This window comes from Nocardia sichangensis (assembly GCF_047200615.1).
Classification (GTDB): Bacteria; Actinomycetota; Actinomycetes; order Mycobacteriales; family Mycobacteriaceae; genus Nocardia; species Nocardia sichangensis.
The window spans coordinates 365,546-385,759 of sequence record NZ_JBJZOK010000004.1 but is presented as its reverse complement, the minus strand read 5'-3'; the positions used below and the strand labels follow the sequence as shown (position 1 = coordinate 385,759).

21 protein-coding genes and 1 pseudogene are annotated in these 20,214 nt (G+C 65.6%); 7 read left to right on the top strand and 15 right to left on the bottom strand.

Translation table 11 applies throughout. The features are described from left to right. Positions 1-70: 70 nt before the first annotated feature. Both ACL03I_RS08330 and ACL03I_RS08325 read right to left on the bottom strand, forming a co-directional pair. Entirely contained in the window at positions 71-1,771 is a 1,701-nt protein-coding gene (locus ACL03I_RS08330) for an aldehyde dehydrogenase family protein (RefSeq protein ID WP_412805566.1), read from the bottom strand. After that, entirely contained in the window at positions 1,768-3,336 is a 1,569-nt protein-coding gene (locus ACL03I_RS08325) for a GMC family oxidoreductase (RefSeq protein WP_412805565.1), read from the bottom strand. The genes ACL03I_RS08330 and ACL03I_RS08325 overlap by 4 nt, the downstream gene beginning before the upstream one ends. Positions 3,337-3,513: 177 nt before the next feature. On the opposite strand from ACL03I_RS08325, the gene ACL03I_RS08320 reads away from it, so the two are divergent. Continuing rightward, positions 3,514-4,758: a PucR family transcriptional regulator gene (locus tag ACL03I_RS08320; protein ID WP_412805564.1), complete on the top strand. Its 1,245-nt coding sequence runs from the start codon at positions 3,514-3,516 to the stop codon at positions 4,756-4,758. A gap of 56 nt (positions 4,759-4,814) precedes the next feature. Here ACL03I_RS08320 and ACL03I_RS08315 read toward each other — a convergent pair whose 3' ends face one another. The 8 genes and pseudogenes from ACL03I_RS08315 to ACL03I_RS08280 form a co-directional block, all read right to left on the bottom strand. Next, on the bottom strand, positions 4,815-5,888 hold the full coding sequence (locus tag ACL03I_RS08315; protein ID WP_412805563.1) for an LLM class flavin-dependent oxidoreductase: 1,074 nt from the start codon (positions 5,886-5,888) through the stop codon (positions 4,815-4,817). Next, positions 5,888-6,400: an SRPBCC family protein gene (locus tag ACL03I_RS08310; RefSeq protein ID WP_364426183.1), complete on the bottom strand. Its 513-nt coding sequence runs from the start codon at positions 6,398-6,400 to the stop codon at positions 5,888-5,890. The genes ACL03I_RS08315 and ACL03I_RS08310 overlap by 1 nt, the downstream gene beginning before the upstream one ends. 316 nt (positions 6,401-6,716) lie before the next feature. Further along, a complete protein-coding gene (locus tag ACL03I_RS08305; protein WP_364426186.1) occupies positions 6,717-7,304 on the bottom strand; it encodes a TetR/AcrR family transcriptional regulator in 588 nt (195 codons plus the stop codon). A gap of 136 nt (positions 7,305-7,440) precedes the next feature. After that, a complete protein-coding gene (locus tag ACL03I_RS08300) occupies positions 7,441-8,442 on the bottom strand; it encodes an NADP-dependent oxidoreductase (protein WP_412805562.1) in 1,002 nt (333 codons plus the stop codon). A 127-nt stretch (positions 8,443-8,569) separates the two neighbouring features. Beyond that, a pseudogene (locus ACL03I_RS08295) lies at positions 8,570-8,704 on the bottom strand (SDR family oxidoreductase); the annotation flags it as partial. Positions 8,705-8,779: 75 nt separating this feature from the next. Next, the gene (locus tag ACL03I_RS08290) at positions 8,780-9,997 is read right to left on the bottom strand and encodes an acetyl-CoA C-acetyltransferase (protein ID WP_412805561.1); all 1,218 of its coding nucleotides are present in this window, start codon (positions 9,995-9,997) and stop codon (positions 8,780-8,782) included. A 301-nt stretch (positions 9,998-10,298) separates the two neighbouring features. Further along, complete coding sequence (locus ACL03I_RS08285) at positions 10,299-10,808, bottom strand: winged helix-turn-helix transcriptional regulator (protein WP_355073848.1); 510 nt, start codon at positions 10,806-10,808, stop codon at positions 10,299-10,301. Between the two features lie 140 nt (positions 10,809-10,948). Then, a complete protein-coding gene (locus ACL03I_RS08280) occupies positions 10,949-11,512 on the bottom strand; it encodes a PadR family transcriptional regulator (protein WP_355073850.1) in 564 nt (187 codons plus the stop codon). A gap of 262 nt (positions 11,513-11,774) precedes the next feature. Here ACL03I_RS08280 and ACL03I_RS08275 point away from each other — a divergent pair, with 262 nt between their 5' ends. Further along, positions 11,775-12,773 carry an NAD(P)H-dependent flavin oxidoreductase gene (locus ACL03I_RS08275; protein ID WP_397075938.1) on the top strand — a complete coding sequence of 333 codons (999 nt, stop codon included), beginning with the start codon at positions 11,775-11,777 and terminating at the stop codon, positions 12,771-12,773. Positions 12,774-12,925: 152 nt separating this feature from the next. Here the strand turns inward: ACL03I_RS08275 and ACL03I_RS08270 are convergent, their stop codons facing one another. Beyond that, positions 12,926-13,231: a putative quinol monooxygenase gene (locus ACL03I_RS08270; RefSeq protein WP_355073852.1), complete on the bottom strand. Its 306-nt coding sequence runs from the start codon at positions 13,229-13,231 to the stop codon at positions 12,926-12,928. Between the two features lie 473 nt (positions 13,232-13,704). On the opposite strand from ACL03I_RS08270, the gene ACL03I_RS08265 reads away from it, so the two are divergent. The 3 genes from ACL03I_RS08265 to ACL03I_RS08255 are packed head-to-tail and all read left to right on the top strand — an operon-like array spanning position 13,705 to position 15,926. After that, entirely contained in the window at positions 13,705-14,796 is a 1,092-nt protein-coding gene (locus tag ACL03I_RS08265; protein WP_412805560.1) for a hydroxyneurosporene dehydrogenase, read from the top strand. 4 nt (positions 14,797-14,800) lie between these two features. Continuing rightward, on the top strand, positions 14,801-15,436 hold the full coding sequence (locus tag ACL03I_RS08260; RefSeq protein ID WP_412805559.1) for an alcohol dehydrogenase catalytic domain-containing protein: 636 nt from the start codon (positions 14,801-14,803) through the stop codon (positions 15,434-15,436). A gap of 34 nt (positions 15,437-15,470) precedes the next feature. Further along, positions 15,471-15,926 carry a PaaI family thioesterase gene (locus tag ACL03I_RS08255; protein ID WP_412805558.1) on the top strand — a complete coding sequence of 152 codons (456 nt, stop codon included), beginning with the start codon at positions 15,471-15,473 and terminating at the stop codon, positions 15,924-15,926. 196 nt (positions 15,927-16,122) lie between these two features. Here ACL03I_RS08255 and ACL03I_RS08250 read toward each other — a convergent pair whose 3' ends face one another. Together ACL03I_RS08250 and ACL03I_RS08245 are read right to left on the bottom strand one after the other, a co-directional pair. Continuing rightward, positions 16,123-16,920, bottom strand: a complete 798-nt coding sequence (locus tag ACL03I_RS08250) for a crotonase/enoyl-CoA hydratase family protein (RefSeq protein WP_412805557.1) — start codon at positions 16,918-16,920, stop codon at positions 16,123-16,125. Then, positions 16,917-17,204, bottom strand: coding sequence for a hypothetical protein (locus ACL03I_RS08245; RefSeq protein ID WP_412805556.1), 288 nt, complete (start codon positions 17,202-17,204; stop codon positions 16,917-16,919). Before ACL03I_RS08245 ends, ACL03I_RS08250 begins: the two co-directional genes overlap by 4 nt. A gap of 60 nt (positions 17,205-17,264) precedes the next feature. Between ACL03I_RS08245 and ACL03I_RS08240 the strand changes: the two genes are divergently transcribed. Next, positions 17,265-18,221, top strand: coding sequence for a GlxA family transcriptional regulator (locus ACL03I_RS08240; RefSeq protein ID WP_356964269.1), 957 nt, complete (start codon positions 17,265-17,267; stop codon positions 18,219-18,221). Positions 18,222-18,249: 28 nt separating this feature from the next. Here the strand turns inward: ACL03I_RS08240 and ACL03I_RS08235 are convergent, their stop codons facing one another. Beyond that, positions 18,250-18,708, bottom strand: coding sequence for a MarR family winged helix-turn-helix transcriptional regulator (locus tag ACL03I_RS08235; RefSeq protein ID WP_355073861.1), 459 nt, complete (start codon positions 18,706-18,708; stop codon positions 18,250-18,252). A gap of 62 nt (positions 18,709-18,770) precedes the next feature. Between ACL03I_RS08235 and ACL03I_RS08230 the strand changes: the two genes are divergently transcribed. Beyond that, entirely contained in the window at positions 18,771-19,139 is a 369-nt protein-coding gene (locus ACL03I_RS08230; RefSeq protein WP_355073863.1) for a VOC family protein, read from the top strand. A 170-nt stretch (positions 19,140-19,309) separates the two neighbouring features. Here the strand turns inward: ACL03I_RS08230 and ACL03I_RS08225 are convergent, their stop codons facing one another. After that, complete coding sequence (locus tag ACL03I_RS08225; RefSeq protein WP_412805555.1) at positions 19,310-20,197, bottom strand: haloalkane dehalogenase; 888 nt, start codon at positions 20,195-20,197, stop codon at positions 19,310-19,312. Between the last annotated feature and the right edge of the window lie 17 nt (positions 20,198-20,214).

Genomic DNA, 20,214 nt, shown 5'->3' with positions numbered 1-20,214 from the left:
ATGCCCGGCCGACGGGAACGTGGTGAGCCCGGGCCGACGTTGCCGCCGGCCCGGGCTGGTCTCGTGGGTTTCAGCCGCGCAGCGCGGAGGCGAAAATCGGCGCGAGCGGGGCGACGCCGGGCTTCTTCGCGAAGTTGGTCAAACGCCGCAAGGTCGTGGCGCCCGTCCGGTTGGTGACGAACCACGGCGGCTTCGGCGACAGGCTGAATTCGCCGTGCAGCAGCGACCGAGGCGAGGGGCGGAACGGCCCGCGCAGGACGGTTCGTTCCGGTTCGGCGATCAGCAAGGCGTTGTGCACCACACCGATGCCGCTCTGGATATCGGTCAGAGAGTGCCCAGGGAAGGCGCCCCACGACGCGCGGGCGGTGAGGTAGCCCAAGCCGGTCCAGGCGTTGACAGCGATCGTGCCGTAGCGCAGTTCGGTGACGGCCGTGTCGAATCGGTCGCCCAACTGTTTGATGGTGGCCGGGTGGGCGATGATGTTGACGCCGAGCGTGCCCTCGAACTCGTCGTTGCATACCTGTACCGCCCGCGCCAGGAACTCGGCCGGGTCAATGCCGGGCAATTCGATCACGCCGAGCACCGGGGCGAAGTATTCGGTGTGCAGAGCGGGTTCGCGCCGATTCGGTGTCAGGCCCTCGATGAGGGTGCGTGCGCCGATCACTTGCGCCTGCGGGTAGCTCTGTCGGGCGGCCTCGACACGGTCCGAGGATCCGGGATAGTAGTCCGGCCGCTGCGGCGCGCGGCCGATAGCCGCACGGAGTTCGGCGAGGAACCGCTCCTTCTGCGGCCAATCCGCGGAGATCACCGCCACCTGTGCGGCGATGCAGTTGTACCCGTTGTTGTGCAGGCGCTGCGTCGCCAGGTGCTCGGCTTGGAAGCGCAGGTCCGCGTTGGACCATCGGCCCGGCACCACGATGGTGGGCGAAACGCCGCCGAGTTCGCTGGTGATCGGCTTCGTGAGTCTGGGCGTGCCTGCCGCCTTGTTCCGTTCGGCCTCCGCTCCGGTGCCGAACACGATGGCGTCGTGGGTCGCCGCGCTGCCGGTCATGTGGACGGCGTCCACATCCGGGTGGTGCACCAAGGCCGCGCCGACTTCAGGGCCGCCGGTGATCAGGCGCACGAATCCGCGCTCTATCGCCGGAGCGAAGATCTTCTCCAGCACCGGCAGCAGCGGATCGGTGATCGGGTTGAGCTTCAGCGCCACCACCCTGTTGTCCGCGTAGAGCTGGTACAAGACGTCCAGAGGGGCGATCGAGAAGATGTTGCCAGCCCCCAGGACGACGCCGATGCCGCCGGTGCTGGTCGGCGTGCGCTGCCCCAGGCCCGCACGGGCGCGAACGGTTTCGGCGTCGACGCCGGGCCGCGACCAGACTTCGGCGCGGAATCCGTTGAGCAGCAGGGCGTCGAACACTCCGTGCGGAAACACTTCGACGGCCGTCCGGCCACCGGGGGCCGGACGCATCGGGTATCCGTCGACCGGGCTGCGCCCCTCCTCCAATGCCAGCAGGGATTCCGCGAGCGCGGCAGCCCCGGTCAGCAGGGAATACGGTCCGCTCACCCACTCCTCACCGAGCAAGGGCGAATCCGAGGTCAGTTTCTTGATCCGGGCCGCGGTCTCGACCCACTCCTGCGCATGCCGCGCCGTGTTGACATGAATCTGATCCAGCAGTCGGCGCCGTGCGGGCAGCGCGGTGCGCGCCCATTCGACTTCACCACGCCTTAGTGCGGAGACCGCGGCGCCGACGGTTGCCGTCACGGTCGAGGTCATGCTTCGGTTCCTTCCGATTCGGCGTCCTCGAGGACCATGTCGGAAGCCTTCTCGCCGATCATGATCGTGGGAGCGTTGGTGTTTCCGCGCACTACCGACGGCATGACCGACGCGTCGGCCACGCGCAGACCGCGCAATCCCAGCACGCGCAATCGCGGGTCCACGACGGCGCCGATCGCGCAGGTCGACGTCGGGTGGTACAGGGTCTGTGCCGTCCGAGCCGCGAAATCGAGCAGCTCGGCATCGGAATCGCCAGTGGGGGTCGAGAATTCACCGGTGGTGAGCTCCCGCAGCGCGGGTTGATCGGCGATCCCGAGGGCGCTGCGCAGCCCGGCGATCACGCTCTGGCGGTCCTCTTCGGTCTGGAGATAGTTGTGGTGGATACGTGGCGCCGTGCCGGGGGACGCGGAACGCAAGGTGACTTCGCCGCGGCTCGTCGGGTTGATCAGGCACGGGCCGAAGGCGTATCCGTGCTCCGTCGCGGCCCCCATGCCTTCACCGTGGAAGAGCACCGGCGCCATGTGGAACTGGATGTCGGGCCCGGCGAGACCGCCGCGGGTCTCGATGAAGCCCCCTGCCTCGCCGATATTGGAGGTCAGCGGGCCGCGCCCTTGTTCCTGCAGCAGAGCGAGGTTTTCCGGGGTGAGTGCGGTCATCAGCGACTCGCGATCGGTGCGGTAGTTGAGGAACACCGACAGATGGTCTTGCAGATTCCGCCCGACCGGCAGGTCACGGACCACCTCGATCCCGAACGCCGACAGCTGTTCGGCCGGGCCGACACCCGACAACAGCAGCAGATGCGCCGATCCGTATGCGCCCGCGGCGAGCACAACCTCGCGCCGGGCCTGGATCACTTCCGTGCTCCCGTCCCGGCCGATGACCACACCGGTCGCGCGGCCGTTCTCGATGACGACTCGATGGGCGAGCGCGCCGGTGATCACCGTCAGATTCGGGCGCGACGCGGCCGGGTGCAGATAACCGACGGCGGCGCTGCACCGCATGCCATTGCGCTGTGTCACCTGATAGCGACCGACGCCCAGCTGCGTGGACCCGTTGAAGTCCTCGTTGCGGAGGTGGCCCGCTTGCTCGGCGGCGCGCAGGAACGCGTCGCCCAGCGGATGCCGCGATCGGCTTTCGCTCACCGCCAGCGGCCCGCCGACGCCGTGGTAGGCGTCCTTTCCGCGTTCGTTGTCCTCGGCCTTGATGAAATAGGGAAGGACTTCGTCGTAGCTCCATCCGTCGGCGCCGCCCGCGGCCCATCCGTCGTAGTCGGCACGTGCTCCGCGAATGTAGATCATCGCGTTCATGGAGCTGCTTCCGCCGACCACACGCCCACGCGGCAGATAGGCGCGGCGGAATTGCAGCCCGGCTTCGGGCTCGGTGTCGTAATCCCAATCGAGCGGACTTTTGAACAGAGAGGGAAATGCGACCGGCAGATGGATTTCGTCCGCCGTGTCCTGCGGCCCCGCCTCGATCACGGCCACCTGGACCCGCCGGTCCTCGGACAATCGACTCGCCAGCACGGATCCAGCGGATCCGGCGCCTACGACGACATAGTCGTACACGGTCGGCACCTCTCTCGAAATCAATTCTCGAATCGGGGCGCTATGACCCCGGTCACTGTCGCAGTCGATACTGCTGGTGGGATGCCTCGAGCCACCATGTGCACGGGCCTACCGATCGACGGCGGATATGTGTGCCAGAGCACAATCGCATTCCCGGCGAATGCCTACCATCTATCCATGACCACGCTGACGGAGCCGCCCGTGAATGATTCCGCCTCGGTGGCGCGCACGCTGCTCGCGGAGGTCGACGACCTCACCGCCGAACTCGTCGGCCGGATCCGGACCGGGGACCACGCCTACGCGGAATCGACCGCGCTCACCGACGCCGAGCTGGGCTTCGTCGTCCGCGACAACCTCGTCTCGCTGCTGGGCCAGCTCTCCGGCGGTGTCGGGCGTCGGCTGCAGCCCGCTACCGTGGTGGGCCGGGTCAAAGCCGAGCTCGGCGTGCCCCTCCCCGCGGTGCTGCACGCGTACCGGCTGGCCGGACGACTGCTGTGGGAACGCGCGCTCGGAGTGGCCACCGGCACGAGACTCGACGTGTTACCCCAGCTCGGGTCGGAGATGTGGCGGATCATCGACGACTATTCGGGAGCGGCGGCCGAGGCGTACGGCGACTATCTGACCGAGCGAGTCCGCCACGACGATTCCGAACGCCGCGCTCTGTTGCGCCGTCTACTGAACGGCGATTCCCACGATCCGACACAACGCGACATCGCCCGCGCCCTCCACCTGCCCCCGCTGGGCAGCTTCGTCGTCGTGCATGCCGAAGCCGATCCCGAAGCACTGGCGCCACTGATGAGCATCGAGTCCCGGCTCCGCGCCGAATACGTCGAATCGATCTGGATCACCGAAGCCGGCGCACGCATCGGGCTGCTCAGTCCGGCCACCGAGCGCGCGCACCAGCAGGTACTCGCTCAACTGCGGCAACACGCCACAGGCCGGGTCGGCGTGAGCCGCCCGTTCTCGACCGCGGGGGACGCAGGCGCCGCACTGCGGGAGGCCGAACTGGCCGGGCGTTGCGCACCGGCAGGCACCGCCACGGTCACCGTCTACGGCGACACACCCATCCCGCTCGTCCTCGCGCATGCTCCGTCCGCTGCGCACGAAATGGCGCACGAAATCCTCGGACCCGTACTCGACCTGCCACCAGAGGAGTGCGATCCCCTTCTCGACACGCTCGCCATGTGGTTCGAATGCGGAGGCTCCAATACCGAAGTCGCGCAACGTCTGCACTACCACCGCAACACCATCCACTACCGGCTGCGCCGCATCGAAACCCTGACCGACCGCCGCTGCTCCGATCCCAAAGCGGCCGCCGAACTCTACGTCGCCCTGACCGCCGTGCGGCTCATCGGACTGGACCGGTCCGGGATTCCCGCCGATCCCCCGTCGCGTGGCCAGGCACAACGCCTCGGCTTCTGATCACAACAGTCTTTCACCGGCTGGTCAGAGCACGCCACTCGCGCCGGAGCATGCGTCTAACCACCCTGGGAGTGACAGATCGTCGAACGACCATCCAGCCCGTGCACAAGATCGATGCCGCGGCCGAGATTGTCCAGTCGCGCGTGCAGGGTGTCGCCCGCGGGATAGAGACGTATGGTGTCCACGCCGGTGTCGCGCCAGGTTCGCAACCGCTCGCGGACCATGTCCTCGGTGCCGATCAGCGTGGTGGCCAGCACCATTTCGTCGGTGACCAGCGCGGCGGCGCCATCGCGATCACCGCTCTGCCACCGTTCACGCACTCGAGCGGCGACATCGGCCCAGCCTTGGCGGCTGTAGGCGTTGTTGTAGAAGTTGGTCGAGCCCGATCCCATTCCGCCCAGCGAGAAGGCGAGTTCCTTCTTGCGGCTGCCGAGGACCTCGTCGAGTTGGGCCTCGTCGGCGACGATATTGATCTCCGCGCCCTGGCAGATGTCCAGATCCGCGCGGTCCCGGCCGGAACGGGCCAGCCCGGCGTCGAGATGCTCGAAATAGGCGTCCGCTCCCTCGGGGACGAAGCTGGTGCCCAGCCAGCCGTCGGCGATCTCGCCGGTCAACTCCAGCATCTTCGGTGACAGGGTGGCCAGGTATATGGGAACCGTGACCGCGGGCACGCTCAGCCGCATCGGTTTGCCCTCGCCACCGGGCAGCGGGATTGTGAAGTGCCGGCCCTCGAAGACGACCTTCTCACCGGTGCAGGCCGCCCGGATTATCTGCACGGTCTCGCGCATGCGGGCCAGTGGACGGGCGAACGGCACGCCGTGCAGACCCTCGATGACCTGCGGGCCGGAAGCGCCGAGACCGAGCAGAAATCGGCCTTCGGACAGTCGTGCCAGGGTCATGGCAGTCTGGGCGATCAGGACCGGCGACCGGGTGCCGAGTTGAATGATGCCGGTACCCAACCGCATTCGCTCGGTGCGCGCGGCGAGGAAACCCAAAGGTGTCACCGCATCGCTCCCCCACGCCTCGGCCATCCAGCAGATGTCCAGGCCGAGTTTCTCGGCTTCGACTACGAATTCGACGAGGTCGGGCCAGTTCGCCCCCGAGGCCTCGATGGTGGTGGCCGTGCGCATCACGCGTCCTTCTCCACTAGGTCCTTGATGGCGGACAGATTGGCGGCCATGCCGAACTCGAACTCGCGCAGGCGCACGAAAACGATTTTCTGCTCCTTCTCGGGCATGGCATCGATCGCGAAGTTGAGTCCCGAACGCGCGGGACCCATCTGGGTCCACTGCTCCAGGACGGTGCCCGCGCCCTCGGGTTGGAGGGTGAAACGCCATATGCTGGATGGGTATCCGGGATCGCCGACAGCCCAGGCGAAGCGCCGCTCCGGCTCGAATTCCACGACCGTGCTGGTCGTTTCCCAGTTCCCCATGGCCTCGTGGGCGTTGCGGCCGATGAACCGCGCGCCGACCGCGGGTCCGGTGGCGCCGTCGAGCCATTCCACGCTCTGTAGTTCTTCACTCAACCGCGGCATGAGGTGGATATCGCTGACGAATGCCCACACCCGTCGCGGTGGCGCGTCGATGAAGGTCTGAACTGCCACGGTCGGGGTGTCGGCATACACCTGCCCGGTCCACTCCACGATCAGCTCCTTCCGGCTGTTTCGCCCATAGTTGCATAGATAGACTAAGCACTACAACGGTCTCTTCAGACCACTCAACAGCTGAGTTTCACATTTGGACTCACGGGGATGGGCTATGCCGCGCACATCGTCGGCGAACTGTGATCGTCCCGGCACCCCGCACGATTGATCCACTGGGGACGACTCTCGGACGCCCCTAGATGGGGCGTCGCTTCATCAATCGCCGACATGACGGGCTGGAGTAATCGATGGCTCTCCGACGAGGGAATCGGCAAAATCCGGCGATCCGTAGCCGGTCATTCACCGGGAGACCGGTCTACTTGGACGCACCCACGATGCGCAGCGCGAGGTCCACGTAATAGTCGCCGATCTCCTCCGGCGAGAGTGAGCCGTCCTCCCGGTACCAGCGAGCGAGGTCGATGCCGAGCGACAGCAGAGCGACCGCCGCCATATGCGGATTCGGGTTGTCGAACACACCCGCCGCCACACCTCGCTCGATCAGCTGCCGTATCTCCGCGTCGATGAGGTGACGGATCGCCTTGATCTCGCCTTGATGCTCCGGACTGAGTGCGGCGAGTTCGTAGTTGATGACCCGGGCCACGGTGTGCGCCCGAGCATGGAAAACAGTGAAGGCCCTGACCGCCGCGATCAACTGATCGACCGGATCGTCAGCGGAAGCGACAGCGCTCTTTAAGCGCTCCAGGGTGTTGTGGTGACCGGTCCGGGAGACCTCGTAGAGAAGTTCCTCTTTCGAGCGGTGATGCACATAGATGGCTGCCGTGCTCAGCCCCGCGATCGAGGTGATGTCGCGAGTGGTCGAGCCGTGGAAGCCCCGCTCGGCGAAGGCGACGACCGCGGCATCCAGCAGCCGAGCTCGTGTGTCGTCCGCACGTGATTCGGTCACTTGAACAGTCTCGCATCCTGCCATCGAACACTTCCGGACGGTATCGGTCCGGCCCTCGCGCGACCGGCGTCGATGCTGTCGTGACCTTCGGCGCGTCGCACGGCTGTGATCCCGGATACGCTGCGGTGGCCGCCGCTCAGAGCGCGAGCACGAGTTTTCCGTTGTTGGCACCGCTGAACAGCATGTTCAGCGTCTCGCCGAAACGCGCGACGCCTCCCTCGACGACGTGCTCGCGGCTCTCGAGCTTGCCCTCGGCCAGCCATTGCGCGATCTGCGCGACGGCTTCGCCGTAGCGATCGGCGTAGTCGAAGACTACGAATCCCGTCATCGAGGCGCGGAAGACCAGCAGTGACATGTAGCGCGACGGACCGGGAGGCAGCTGCTCGGCGTTGTAGGCCGAGATCGCGCCGCACAGCACCACGCGGGCCCCACGGCGCAAGTTCATCAGCGCGGCATCGAGGATGTCACCGCCCACGTTGTCGAAGAAGACGTCGATGCCCTGCGGGGCGAGCTCGCGCAACCGCTTCGCAACGTTGTCGTTGCGGTAGTCGACAGCCGCGTCGAAGCCGAGTTCCTCGGTGAGCAACCGGGTCTTCTCCGGGCCACCCGCGATCCCGATGACCTCCGCGCCCTTGGCTTTGGCGATCTGACCGACCACGCTTCCGACGGCGCCTGCCGCCGCCGAGACCACCACGGTGTCGCCTGCCTGCAGCTTCCCGACCTCGAGCAGGCCGAAATACGCTGTCATGCCGGGCATTCCGAGGGTGCCGAGCCAGGTGGGGCCGGGGGCGATGGTCAGATCGACCTTCGAGACGTCACTGCCGTCACTGATCGTGTATTCGGTCACCCCGAAAGTGCCGCTGACCGTGTCACCGACGGCGAAGTCGGGGTGCGCCGATTCCACGACCGTGCCGATATCCAACGACCGCATCACCTCGCCGATCCCGACCGGTGGCACATAGGAACGCTGATCTCTCAGCCATCCACGCATGGCGGGATCGATGGAGATGAAGTCGATCTTCACCAGCAGCTGGCCTTCGGCGGGTCCGGGCAGTTCCTCGGTCGTCAGGCTCCAGGTGTCGTCGCCGGGCAGCCCCGACGGACGCCGCGCGAGACGGATCTGCTGAGTCTTCGTCATGACATTTCTCTTCTCATCGATTCGGCCATATGTCCGGGATGGCGTCCGTTGCCGTCGGGAAACTCTGCCCCACAGCGAATCTGGTCAGCTGCAGGTCCCGCTCGCAGACGGTCGCGAACCGTGTCGGTCAGTTCTTCGGTCCTCCGGCGACGTGCACGACCTGCCCCGACACAAATCCCGCACCCTCGCTCGCCAGGAATGAGACGGTGTGTGCGACATCCTCGGGCGACCCCGCTCGCGCGACGGGAATCTGCGCGATCGCTCATGGTGCTCTCCTTCGGGATGGACAGATGCTCGACGGTCCACGCGCAACCGGTGGACGAACAGCGCTGCGCGCTCAGGACAGCCGCTCGAGCACCATGGCCATGCCCTGGCCCCCGCCGACGCACATGGTCTCCAGGCCGAACTGTTTGTCATGGAACTGCAGCGAATTGACGAGGGTGCTGGTGATCCGCGCACCGGTCATCCCGAAGGGATGGCCGACGGCGATCGCGCCGCCGTTGACGTTGAGCTTGTCGAGGTCGATGTCCAGTTCGCGCATGGACGCGATGACCTGCGCCGCGAAGGCTTCGTTGATCTCGACCAGGTCGATGTCGCCGATCGTCATGCCCGCGTTGGCCAGCGCCCGCCGCGACGCCTCGACCGGGCCCAAGCCCATGATCTCCGGCGACAGGCCGCTGACCCCGGTGGAGACGATGCGCGCGAGTGGCGTCAATCCGAGTTCCGCCGCCTTGGTATCCGACATGACGACCACCGCGGCGGCACCGTCGTTGAGCGGGCAGCAATTGCCCGCGGTGACCGTGCCGTCCGGCCGGAACACCGGCTTCAACGCCGCGACCGCGTCCAGCGTCACACCCGCGCGCGGACCGTCATCGCCCGACACCACCGTGCCGTCGGGCAGAGTCACCGGGGTGATGTCGCGTTGCCAGAATCCATTCGACAGTGCGATTTCGGCGAGGTTCTGGCTACGCACGCCGAAGGCGTCCTGCTCCGCGCGGCTGACACCCGCGAACTGCGCGACGTTTTCGGCGGTCTGCCCCATCGCGATATAGATGTCGGGCAGTGCTCCGTCTTCACGGGGGTCCGACCAAACCTGCCCTCCCGCAGCGAATTTCGACGTCCGCGCGACCGCGTCCTCGAACAGGGGGTTCTGGGTGCCCGGCAGGCCATCGGCATTGCCGCTGTTGTAGCGGCTGACGGTCTCGACGCCCGCCGAGACGAACACATCACCTTCACCGGCTCGAATCGCGTGCAGCGCCATCCGGGTCGTCTGCAGGCTCGACGAACAATAGCGATTGACCGTGACGCCGGGCACCCGATCGAGCCCGGCCAGTACCGCCACCACCCGTCCGAGGTTGAAACCCGATTCGCCCGCGGGCTGGCCGCAGCCGAGCATCAGGTCGTCGATCGTGGCCGGATCGAGCGAGGGCACCCTTTGCAGCGCGGCCTTGACGATCTGCGCCGCCAAGTCGTCGGGGCGCATGTCCTTCAGCGAGCCCTTGACGGCGCGTCCGATCGGCGACCGGGCGACGGAGACGATGACGGCTTCGGGCATGTGCCCACCTCCCAGCTACTTACTAAGCGCTTATTCAGCGCATACGATGCTGGATCGGACAGGCCGCGGTCAATACCGACGGCCCGCATTTATCGATGTGATCTACCACACAACATGTACATAAGTGCAGGTGAGGCAGGTGAATTCGGCTCGCGAAGAACGCGGCCACTGTGCGCGTACCGCATCGTTCGGAGTGTCCTTCGGCAGAGCAGAGCACCGAAGCGACGATGGCGGTGGACTAGCAACTCGGTGTGCCGCTACACCTCGGGACCTGAAACCGGCCCCGGTGAACTTTCGTCAGTTACTTCGACTCTTGCCGCGCGAAGCGCTCCACGACGTCGGGACGTTCGCGCAGATGTTCGGGGTAGCCCGGACCCATGCGCAGGCGGGATTCCTCGATCGGGACAGGCTGTTCACAGTGCTCGCAGACCACCTTGACCTGCGTGTCATGACCGCACGCGGTGTGCCGCACGAGCACCGGCGGACCCGATTCGTCGGCGAGCCAGCGATCACCCCAGCTCGAAATCGCCAGCAACACGCTCCAGAAGTCGGCGCCCTTCTCGGTCAGCACATACTCGTACCAGGTCGGCTCGACCTGATACGGCCGTTTCTCGAGCAAGCCTTCGTCCACCAGACGACGCAATCGGTTGCTGAGGGTATTGCGCGCGATGCCCAACTGCTGCTGGAAGTCCTCGAAACGGCGTACTCCATAGAAGGCCTCACGCATCACCAGCGGGGTCCACCAATCACCGAGCAGATCCATCGTGCGCGCGACGGAGCATGGCCACCGTGCGAAGGATGTACGCCTCATTCAGCGAGGATATCGGTTTCATAGATAGACCATGCACTTGATGACGCCACGCGGCCGCCCGCGCTCTGTGCAGGCCATCCATCGGACCCCGCCTCGACCCCGAACTTCGCCGACAGGCTGCGGCCGCGACGAGCCTAGGCTCAGGTCGAGCGCGATTCGCTCGGCGTCTGCATGGCATCGAGGGCTTCGATGACTTCCCGACACCAGTCGATCCAGGCACGTTCGGTCCCGAGACCGGCCTTCAGGATCAGATGCCTCATCGCGCCCGCATCGTCGCCGACAGCCGGAAAATCACGTGCCTCGATCTCCCGATAGGTCGCGAACGTCTTCTCGTGCACCGCGAGATGGTGTGCGACGACCTCGCGGACACCTTCGAAGTCCCCGGTGGCGGCCGCTGCCCGCAACCTGATCAGCAGCGTTTCTCGCTGCTGCGGCGGCTCGTCGACCTCGCACACCCAACGGCGAAGCGCAGCCGTGCCCGCCGGTGTGATGGAGAAACGCTTCGGCTGACCACGCCCCGGGGCCTGTGGCTGCGAAACCTCGGCGACCAAACCGCCACCGCTGAGCCGATCCAATTCGCGATAGATCTGCTGATGGGTGGCCGACCAGAAGTATCCGAACGCGCGGTCGAAGCGCCGAGCGAGTTCGATGCCGGTCGAGGCCCGTTCGGTCAACGCGGTGAGGATCGCGAACTGCAGTGCCACGGCCCCATGTTAGAGAGCGTCGAGCGCGTTGGTCCCGCGACCTGAATCCGGAGTATCCGCGGCGAAGGCTGTGCGCGGGACCTTGCGCGGCCCGGGATCCGGCAACTTATGAAGCCGTGACCACCGGGCGTGTGATCGGCCACACATGTTTTTGCAACTTATTGCATGAATGCGGGGTCGTAGATAACTTCGTCGTAACGCAGCGCTGTGCGGCCGGAATCGCCGCGAGTCAACGCTTCAGAACTCCTCGAAGGACGTCATCATGGCCTTACCCGCCGCTCTGTCCGGTCGCCTCACCCTGCCCATCGTGGGCTCGCCGATGTTCATCTCCTCCGGACCCGAACTCGTGATCGCGCAGTGCCAGGCCGGGGTGATCGGATCCTTTCCCGCGCTGAACGCACGTCCGGCGTCACTGCTGGCGGACTGGCTGGACCGCATCACCGAGGAAAACGCGTCGTTCGCGGCGGCGAACCCGGACGCCACCGTCGCGCCGTTCGCCGTCAATCAGATCGTCCACCGGACCAACGACCGCCTCGAACACGACATGGACGTGATCGTGCGGCACCGCGTGCCTATCGTGATCACCTCTCTGGGCGCACGCCCGGAGATCAACGACGCCGTGCACTCCTACGGCGGAATCGTCCTGCACGACGTGATCAGCGACGAGTTCGCTCGGAAGGCAATCGAAAAGGGCGCGGACGGCATCATCGCCGTCGCTGCAGGTGCAGGCGGCCACGCCGGAACGCAGTCGCCGTTCGCGCTTGTCCAGGAGATCCGGGAGTGGTTCGACGGGCCGGTGCTGTTGTCCGGCGCGATCGCCCACGGCCGTTCCATCCTCGCCGCGCAGGCCGCGGGCGCTGATCTCGCCTATATCGGTTCGGCATTCCTTTCGACCGTCGAGGCGATAGCGGCTGCGGAATACAAGCAGATGATCGTCGACTCCCGAGCCAAGGACATCGTGTACAGCAACTTGTTCACCGGTGTCCATGGCAACTATCTGCGCGGCAGCATCGTCGCCGCAGGCCTGGACCCGGACAACCTCCCCCATTCCGACCCTTCCATCATGAATTTCGGCTCCGGCGGCAATGCGAGCGCCAAGGTATGGCGGGACATCTGGGGCGCCGGGCAAGGCATCGGCGCGATCAAGGAAAACCTCACTGTCGCGGACTTGGTGGCTCGCTTCAAGGCCCAGTACGACGAGGCGCTCCAGGCTCTCGCCCGCAAGACACCGAGGCCCGACACCGTCGAGCAGCCGGCCTGACCCACACATGGCCGTCGAGGCCTTCCTCGCCAAAGACGAGGAGTTCATCGGCCGCTGACGCGGAATACCCGCCTACCCGGTAACGCGATCATTGCCAGGTAGGCGGGTATTTCGCGTTTCGGCGCGCCGATGACCGGCCCGCGGCAGCAGTCTCAGCCGGCCGCGACGACCGGGTAGGTGTCGACCTGCCTGCGATCCAGTCGCGGAATGATTCCGTCGATTCCCAAAGTCCGGAAGTGCTCGTATTCGCGGTGGGCGGCGAAGCCCTCGGCATCGGTGTAACGCTCGAGGATCACCAGGTGCGTTGGGTCGTCGGTATTTTGGAAATAGTCGTAAGACAGGTTGGCCGGTTCTTCACGGCTGGCGGCGCGCAACCGGGCGAGCAGTTCGAGGACGGCCGTCAGCTGCTCCGGCTGCACGTGGTAGTGGGCGATCACCTGAAAGTAAGTCTGACTCATCTGGTTGCTTCTCCATATCGCGGCCGATGCTCTCGGGCGCGGCGAATTCAGCGGCGTAGCGTGCCGCACTGCCATGGCGGCCTGTTCCAGGCGTCTACGCGACGCGCGCCATAGTCAACATTCTTACTACATGCTTCCCTGGCCATGGCGTCGAGGCCAACGTTTCGCGCGCTGGCGCAAATCGGGCCAAGGCAGGCTCAGCAGTCGTGCAGCGGCACTGATTCCATAGCGCAAAGGCGCATGATGTCGCAAAGGTTAGTTCTATTGTCGCAATCTTGACCAGGTCGAGGGCTAGCGTCGCGAACGTGGCAACGGGAACACAAATACTCAACTCCTTAACCATCGGTCGTGGTGTGCGCTCAAGGGCTCGCACGGTCCCTGCCGCTGGTCGAGTCCGAAGCGAGAACTCCGGACAGCAGTGTCACCGCCACGCCAAACCGAGTCGTTCGAGTCATCAAAGGTGAGGAACACCGATGAAAGCTGTCATTGGCAACAGCCCCAGCCACTACCAGCGGTTGGGTCTCACGCCCGGCGTGATCGAGCCCTGGGAGGACGGCCTCCGCACCGGCGCTGCCGACGGGACCTTCGAATGGTGGTACTGCGACGCACATTTGGAGGATGGTTCGACACTCACGGTCGAGTTCCACACCAAGCCGCCGTATGCCTCCCCCAAGGCGCCGCTGACTCCGTTCGTGTTGCTGACGTTGACGCGCCCGGACGGAACACGAATTCAGAAGACCTGCATCGAGTCACCGGACGCCTTCCGAGCCGCCACCGACGGCTGCGACGTGTGGATCGGCGCCAACGTCTTCCGCGGTGGCCCCGAGGGCTACACCATCCATGTCGAGATCGATGAAGTGATCGTCGACCTCACGCTGACCCCGCAGGTGCCACCATGGCGGCCTGAATCGGGGCTGCTCTTCTTCGGCGAGAACGAAGAGCACTACATCGCCTGGTTGCCGGTGGTGGCGAGGGGTGCCGTCGACGCCGTTCTGACCGTGGACGGCGAGGTCGTGCGATCGATGGGACTGGGCTACCACGACCACAACTGGGGCAACATCGCACCACGAAAGATCCTCGACCACTGGTATTGGGGTCGAGCATTGCTCGGCGACTACACGATCGTGACACTGACGTTCGTCGCTGATGATCAGTACGGCGGCGTGACGGTCCCCGTACTGCTGATCGTCGAGGCGGGCAAGATCGTGGCCGCCAGAGTGGGCGCGGAAGGCATCGAGGTCGCCGCGGACGACACCGCCGTACATCCCGACAGCGGCGTGCCGTTCGACAAGCGGCTGCGGTACACGATCGAGGAAGCGGGCACGACCTACACCGTCACCTTCACCTACCTCGACGACATCTTCCGGCTGGACTTCGGCGAGTACGGCGCCTACCACCGCTTCCTCGGCGACGTGACGTTGACGCACACCAGCGACGGTCACACCGACAGTCTCGACGGGCGAACCGTCTGGGAACTGCTGTATTTCGGCGAGCGCACACACGACGCCACGGCGACGGTACCCGTCGACGCCGAGCATCCGCCGATCATCACCCATCAAGCATGACCGAATGACACACCCCAACCAGTCCGGCGCCGTCGCCGGACCGAGACGAAAGCTGCGACGCATGCGAGTGCTCTACTACAACGGAGCCGGGGGCTTGGAATGGCGCGACGAACCCGAGCCGGTGATCCGAAGCCGGACCGACGCGCTGGTCCGGCCCATCGCGGTCTCGACCTGCGATCTGGATCAGCGAGTGATCCGCGGCGCGGTGCCCCTCCCGGGTGTCGACGCCCCGTTCGCCATCGGCCATGAAGGCGTCGGCGAGGTCGTCGAGGTCGGGGACGCGGTGACCGGTATCGCCCCCGGTGACCTGGTCGCGATCCCCTACCACGTGTCCTGCGGGAACTGCGACCGGTGCCGCGCGGACCTGCCGCTCTACTGCCGAGCCACCGCCGCCCACGGTGTGGCGGCATACGGAATCCCGTTCGGCGGCGGATACGGCGGACTGTTCTCCGACCTCGTGCGGGCCCCGTTCGCGAGCTGTGCACTGCTCCCGCTGCCACCAAATGTCACTGCCATCCAAGCTGTTTCGGTCGGCGACAACCTCGCGGACGCCTGGCGCTCGGTGGTTCCGCATCTGCGCCGCGATCCCGGCGCCGATGTCCTGGTGATGAGCGGGGGCACGATCGGTGAGCGCGGTTGACGAACGCCCCGACGAGACCGACAGGAAGACAACCATGACCGCAGTCGACTTCACCAGCATGAGTGGACTCGAACTGATGCGCTGGGCCCAACGGGATCGGCCTGCCGACACATCGTCCATCGGCCGCTTGATCGGTATCACCATGGATGAGGTCGAGAAGGGGTATGCGGCGATGTCGATACGTACGCAGCCGGACTTCTCGAACCCGCTCGGCCAGGTCCACGGCGGCATCGCGGCCACGTTGCTCGACTCGGTCATGGCGTGTGCGGTGCACACCACCCTTCCGGCCGGAGCTCGCTACACCACTCTGGAGCTGAAGGTGAACTACATCCGCTCCGTCGCGCTCGATGCCGGGCGAATCACCACTGAGGGCAGAGTGATCCATGTCGGGCGAACGGTGGCCACCGCAGACGAAGGCAAGGCCTTCGACGAAAGCGGCAAGCTCGTCGCGCACGCCACCACCACCTGCATGATCTTCCTCCCCAGGTAGGCAGCAGCCCGGGCGTGCGGCTCGATCATCGAGTGTCACGGTCCGGGCCCATCCCTTCGCAGTCGACTCACGTGCGAATATCACCGCCGCTTCCAGGGAAGGGATGAAGTGCAGTGGTGAGCCGAGGCCGAAATCAACTGTCAGATGGCATAACGTTGCGTTTCCTGACTGCGAACTCGGCCCCGGCATCCGCTTGTTATCGCCCGGTGAATCGTGCCGGTCGCCGCTCCAGGAACGACAGCATGCCTTCCCTGGCATCCTCACTGGTGACCAGACGCCGCAAGTCCGCACGGATGGCTTCGCCCGCGACGACCTCGCCGTCGTTTAACGCGCGCCGGGCCGAAGCCATGGTCGCCTCGATACCGAGCGGCGCTTGCTCGCTGATCCGTTCCGCCAGCTCGAGCGCACGCTCGAGTTGACGGCCGGGCTCGACCACCTCTTGGACGAGCCCGAGGCGCAGTGCTTCGTTCGCGTCGAACGGATCTCCGGTGAGCAGCCAGCGCATCGCGTTGCCCCATCCCGCCTCGCGCGGAAGCCGGTAGGTCGCGCCACCGAGGGGAAAGATACCGCGCTGCACTTCCATCTGCGCGAACTGAGCGTCGGCGGCGGCGATGCGCACGTCCGCGGCGAGCAGCAGTTCGATACCGATGGTCATGGACCATCCGTGCACGGCCGCCACGACCGGAGTCGTGCGCGCCGGTCCGGTGGTGGACACCGGATTCAACTCGTCCTCGGCCCAATCGACGCTGCTGTCGGTGATCTGCGGCAGCACATCGGCCAGATCGAGCCCGCCGGTGAAATTCGCGCCGTGGCCGTACAGGACACCGCACCGCAGGTCGTCGTCCGTTTCCAGGACGTAGTAGGCATTTCCGAGCGCACGCAGCAACTCCATGTCGAACGCATTGCGTTTGGCAGGGCGATTCAGGCCCATCAACAAGACATGCCCGCGCCGCTCGACGGTGAGGACCGCACTTGGCCGCAGATTCTCGGTCATGCCGAGACCACCCTCGACACGGCCTGTTTCACCATCGACTCGTGTGTTCGGAAATGCGAGCAGTCCGTGCGCGAGCCGTCCTTCGCGGACTGTCCGGCGACGCGGAAAGTTCCGAGCCGCCGGAAACAATATGGCCGAGAATCGACCTGTGCCTTCAGCAACCACACCGTCGTCCCGGCTTCGGCTTCGATCAAGGGACGGGCGCGTTCGAGGAGTTCGGCGAAGGCGTCCGCTTTGCCCTCGGCGGTGGTGAAGGTGACCATCAATGCGGTATTCGTTGTCATGGCCGCGACACTATTGACGACAAAACTAATGATTGCGACAAAACGGCTACACTTTGCGACATGAAGATCGGGGTAGCCGCGATCGCCGGCGGCTGGGACTCCGGCCTGACCACCGTCTTGGACGTCCTACGTACCGCCGAAGCCGCACGAGAACGAGTCGACCGGAACATTCCGGCGATTTCCGTCCGCACAATCGCGGCGACCCCGGCACCGATCCCGACGCAGGGCGGCCTGCTGGTCCCGATCGACTTCACCTTCGATGATGCCCGCATGGGCGATCTCGACATCCTCGTCATTCCCGCCATCGGCGCCAACAGCCCACCCGGCGTGATCGACGCCCTCCTGCGCCCCGACATACATCGGCTGCGCACGCAGCTACGCGACTGGGCAGACGAAGGCCGTCAACTAGCCGCCGCCTGCACCGGCACACTGCTGCTGGCGGAGGCGGGCATCCTCAACGGACGCCGCGCCACCACCAGCTGGTGGCTCACCACCGAATTCCAGCGCCGCTACCCGCGCGTCGATCTCGACATGACCCGCATGGTCGTCCAAGACGGGCACATCACCACAGCGGGCGCCGCGTTCGCCCACATCGATCTCGCGATCAACCTCGTGGCTCGGGCGAGTTCACAACTCGCCGACTTCACGGCTGCGACTCTGCTCATCGATGAACGTCCCTCCCGCAGTATCGAATCCGCCCTCGGCTATCTCTCCAGCACCGACCGGCTCATCACCGACTTCGAAAACTGGATCCGCGCACATCTCACCGAACCCATCTCGATTGCCGACGCCGCCACCGCGATCGGGACCACCCGTCGCACTCTGGAGCGTCACGTCCGGCAACAACTGGGCACCAGCCCCAATACCCTCGTGCAACACATTCGCGCCGAACGCGCCCGCCACCTCCAGCGCACCACCGACCTTCCCCTCACCAAGATCGCGCCGATGGTCGGCTACCAAAGCAGCGCCGCACTACGCAACGCACTGACCGCCAGCGAATGCCGCGAGCACAATTAGCGCGACGAGACGTGCGCCGGGGAACGAGCTATGCACCGTCGTTGCCATCGCGCAGGGAATGGATCATGCTCCGCAGGATCCGCAACGCGCTGGACCGCTCGGTCTCGGTCAGGCCGGCGAGCATTCTGACCTCGACGGACCGGACCGCCACGGTCGCCTTCTCGAGGCTCCGTCGTCCGCGGGGCGTGAGCCGTGTGGGAAGAACCTTCCCGACGGGCGCCTCCGCGGGCCTGGTCACGTAGCCGTCTCGTTCCAGAGCCTGGAGTAGCACGTTCATCGTCTGCCGTGTCACGAACGCGCCCCGCGCGAGCTCGGAGTTCGACAGGCCCGGTCGTTGCGCCAGCAGCTCGAGGCAAGAGTAGTGCGTCACGCTCATCCCGAGTGGCCGCAGCACCTCCTCCATGGCTACGCGCAGGACGCTCGACGCCTCTTTCAGCAGGTAGCCCAGTGACGTTTCCAAGTCGACGCCCGCACGGTCTTGACTCATGTCAGTATTCTGACATAGTTTGGCCCCATGTCAGAAAACTGACACATAATGAGGAGATCATCATGCCCGTTACCGGCCCCGACTTCATCTCGCTGCAAGCGCGCGACCTGGTTGCTTCGCAGGCGTTCTACGAGCAGTACCTCGGCCTCGTCCGCTCGCAGGCCGGACCTCCACACGCCGTCGTCTTCGAGACGAAGCCGATCGCGTTCGCACTCCGCGACGTCGTTCCCGGCACCGATCTCGCATCCGTCGCTCAGCCCGGCATCGGCGCCGCGATCTGGCTCCACGCCACCGACGTCCAGGCCATTCACGATGCTCTCGTCGCCGACGGTCACACCATCGTCTCCGCACCGATCGACGGCCCCTTCGGTCGGACATTCACCTTCGCCGACCCCGACGGCTACCAGGTCACTCTCCACGACCGCGTCTGACAGGACCAGCGCCACCGGACGATCACCGCCCCCGAAGACCGCGCGGCGACAAGTACGTCGCCGTGATCATCGACCTCACCGGGATCCGTGACTCCACCGGACCAGCGCGGCTGCTGGACATATGCTCGCCGACCGGCCCAGTCGCTGTCGCCTCGGCGTCTTACGCACCTTCAGTAGCGTACTTCCTTGACGAATTCCGCTATGGCGGTGCCGATTTCATCAGGGCTGTCTTCCTGAATGAAATGTGATCCCGCGACGGTCGTTTCGCGCTGATTGGGCCAGGTGCGGCAGAATTCGCGTTGCGGTCCGGTGAGAATGGAGCCCGGTTCCGCGTTGACGAACAACTTCGGGACATCGCTGGTGCTCAACCATCGTCCGTAGTCCTCGACCACCTCGACGACATCCTTCGGCTCCCCTTCGATCGGGATCTGGCGAGGCCAGCTCAGAGTGGGCCGGCGATCCTCGCCCGGCGACGCGAACGGCCGCCGATATTCCGCCATCTCCGCGTCGCTCAGCGCCCGGAGTACCGAACCGGGGAGAACCCGCTCGACGAAGATGTTCTTCTCGAGCACCATTCCCTCACCGGCAGGCGACCGGAAACCCTGGAACACGCCCCGTGCGCCTTCGGGCCACTGTTCCCACGTCACCGGCATGACAATGCTTTCCATGTAGACGATTGCCCGGACGCGGTCGCGGTGCTGGTTGGCCCAATCGAATCCCGAAGCCGAACCCCAGTCGTGGAGGACCAGCACGATATTGTCGCCGAGATCGAGCGCATCCCACAGATCGAAGAGATACGAGCGGTGCTCGGCATAGGTGTATCGGTCGGGACCGGAATCGGGGAGCTTGCTGGAATCACCCATGCCGATGAGGTCGCAGGCGATCAACCGTCCCAGCCCCGCACAGTGCGGCATGACGTTGCGCCACAGATACGACGATGTGGGGTTGCCGTGTTGAAAGACAATGGCGTCGCCCTGCCCCTCGTCGATGTAGGCCATGCGCTGTCCGCGAACATCCGAGAATTTCTTCGCCGCGAAAGGCGCTGTACTGTATGGCATTACAGAGTCTCCTTATG

Bases quoted from the DNA above. Each gene is read 5' to 3' on its own strand.
- ACL03I_RS08225 (WP_412805555.1), bottom strand. From the start codon at position 20,197: ATGCCATACAGTACAGCGCCTTTCGCGGCGAAGAAATTCTCGGATGTT.
- ACL03I_RS08275 (WP_397075938.1), top strand. From the start codon at position 11,775: ATGGCCTTACCCGCCGCTCTGTCCGGTCGCCTCACCCTGCCCATCGTG.
- ACL03I_RS08260 (WP_412805559.1), top strand. From the start codon at position 14,801: ATGACACACCCCAACCAGTCCGGCGCCGTCGCCGGACCGAGACGAAAG.
- ACL03I_RS08330 (WP_412805566.1), bottom strand. From the start codon at position 1,771: ATGACCTCGACCGTGACGGCAACCGTCGGCGCCGCGGTCTCCGCACTA.
- ACL03I_RS08240 (WP_356964269.1), top strand. From the start codon at position 17,265: ATGAAGATCGGGGTAGCCGCGATCGCCGGCGGCTGGGACTCCGGCCTG.
- ACL03I_RS08285 (WP_355073848.1), bottom strand. From the start codon at position 10,808: ATGAGGCGTACATCCTTCGCACGGTGGCCATGCTCCGTCGCGCGCACG.
- ACL03I_RS08290 (WP_412805561.1), bottom strand. From the start codon at position 9,997: ATGCCCGAAGCCGTCATCGTCTCCGTCGCCCGGTCGCCGATCGGACGC.
- ACL03I_RS08320 (WP_412805564.1), top strand. From the start codon at position 3,514: ATGACCACGCTGACGGAGCCGCCCGTGAATGATTCCGCCTCGGTGGCG.
- ACL03I_RS08250 (WP_412805557.1), bottom strand. From the start codon at position 16,920: ATGACCGAGAATCTGCGGCCAAGTGCGGTCCTCACCGTCGAGCGGCGC.
- ACL03I_RS08230 (WP_355073863.1), top strand. From the start codon at position 18,771: ATGCCCGTTACCGGCCCCGACTTCATCTCGCTGCAAGCGCGCGACCTG.
- ACL03I_RS08235 (WP_355073861.1), bottom strand. From the start codon at position 18,708: ATGAGTCAAGACCGTGCGGGCGTCGACTTGGAAACGTCACTGGGCTAC.
- ACL03I_RS08270 (WP_355073852.1), bottom strand. From the start codon at position 13,231: ATGAGTCAGACTTACTTTCAGGTGATCGCCCACTACCACGTGCAGCCG.
- ACL03I_RS08255 (WP_412805558.1), top strand. From the start codon at position 15,471: ATGACCGCAGTCGACTTCACCAGCATGAGTGGACTCGAACTGATGCGC.
- ACL03I_RS08300 (WP_412805562.1), bottom strand. From the start codon at position 8,442: ATGACGAAGACTCAGCAGATCCGTCTCGCGCGGCGTCCGTCGGGGCTG.
- ACL03I_RS08245 (WP_412805556.1), bottom strand. From the start codon at position 17,204: ATGACAACGAATACCGCATTGATGGTCACCTTCACCACCGCCGAGGGC.
- ACL03I_RS08315 (WP_412805563.1), bottom strand. From the start codon at position 5,888: ATGCGCACGGCCACCACCATCGAGGCCTCGGGGGCGAACTGGCCCGAC.
- ACL03I_RS08265 (WP_412805560.1), top strand. From the start codon at position 13,705: ATGAAAGCTGTCATTGGCAACAGCCCCAGCCACTACCAGCGGTTGGGT.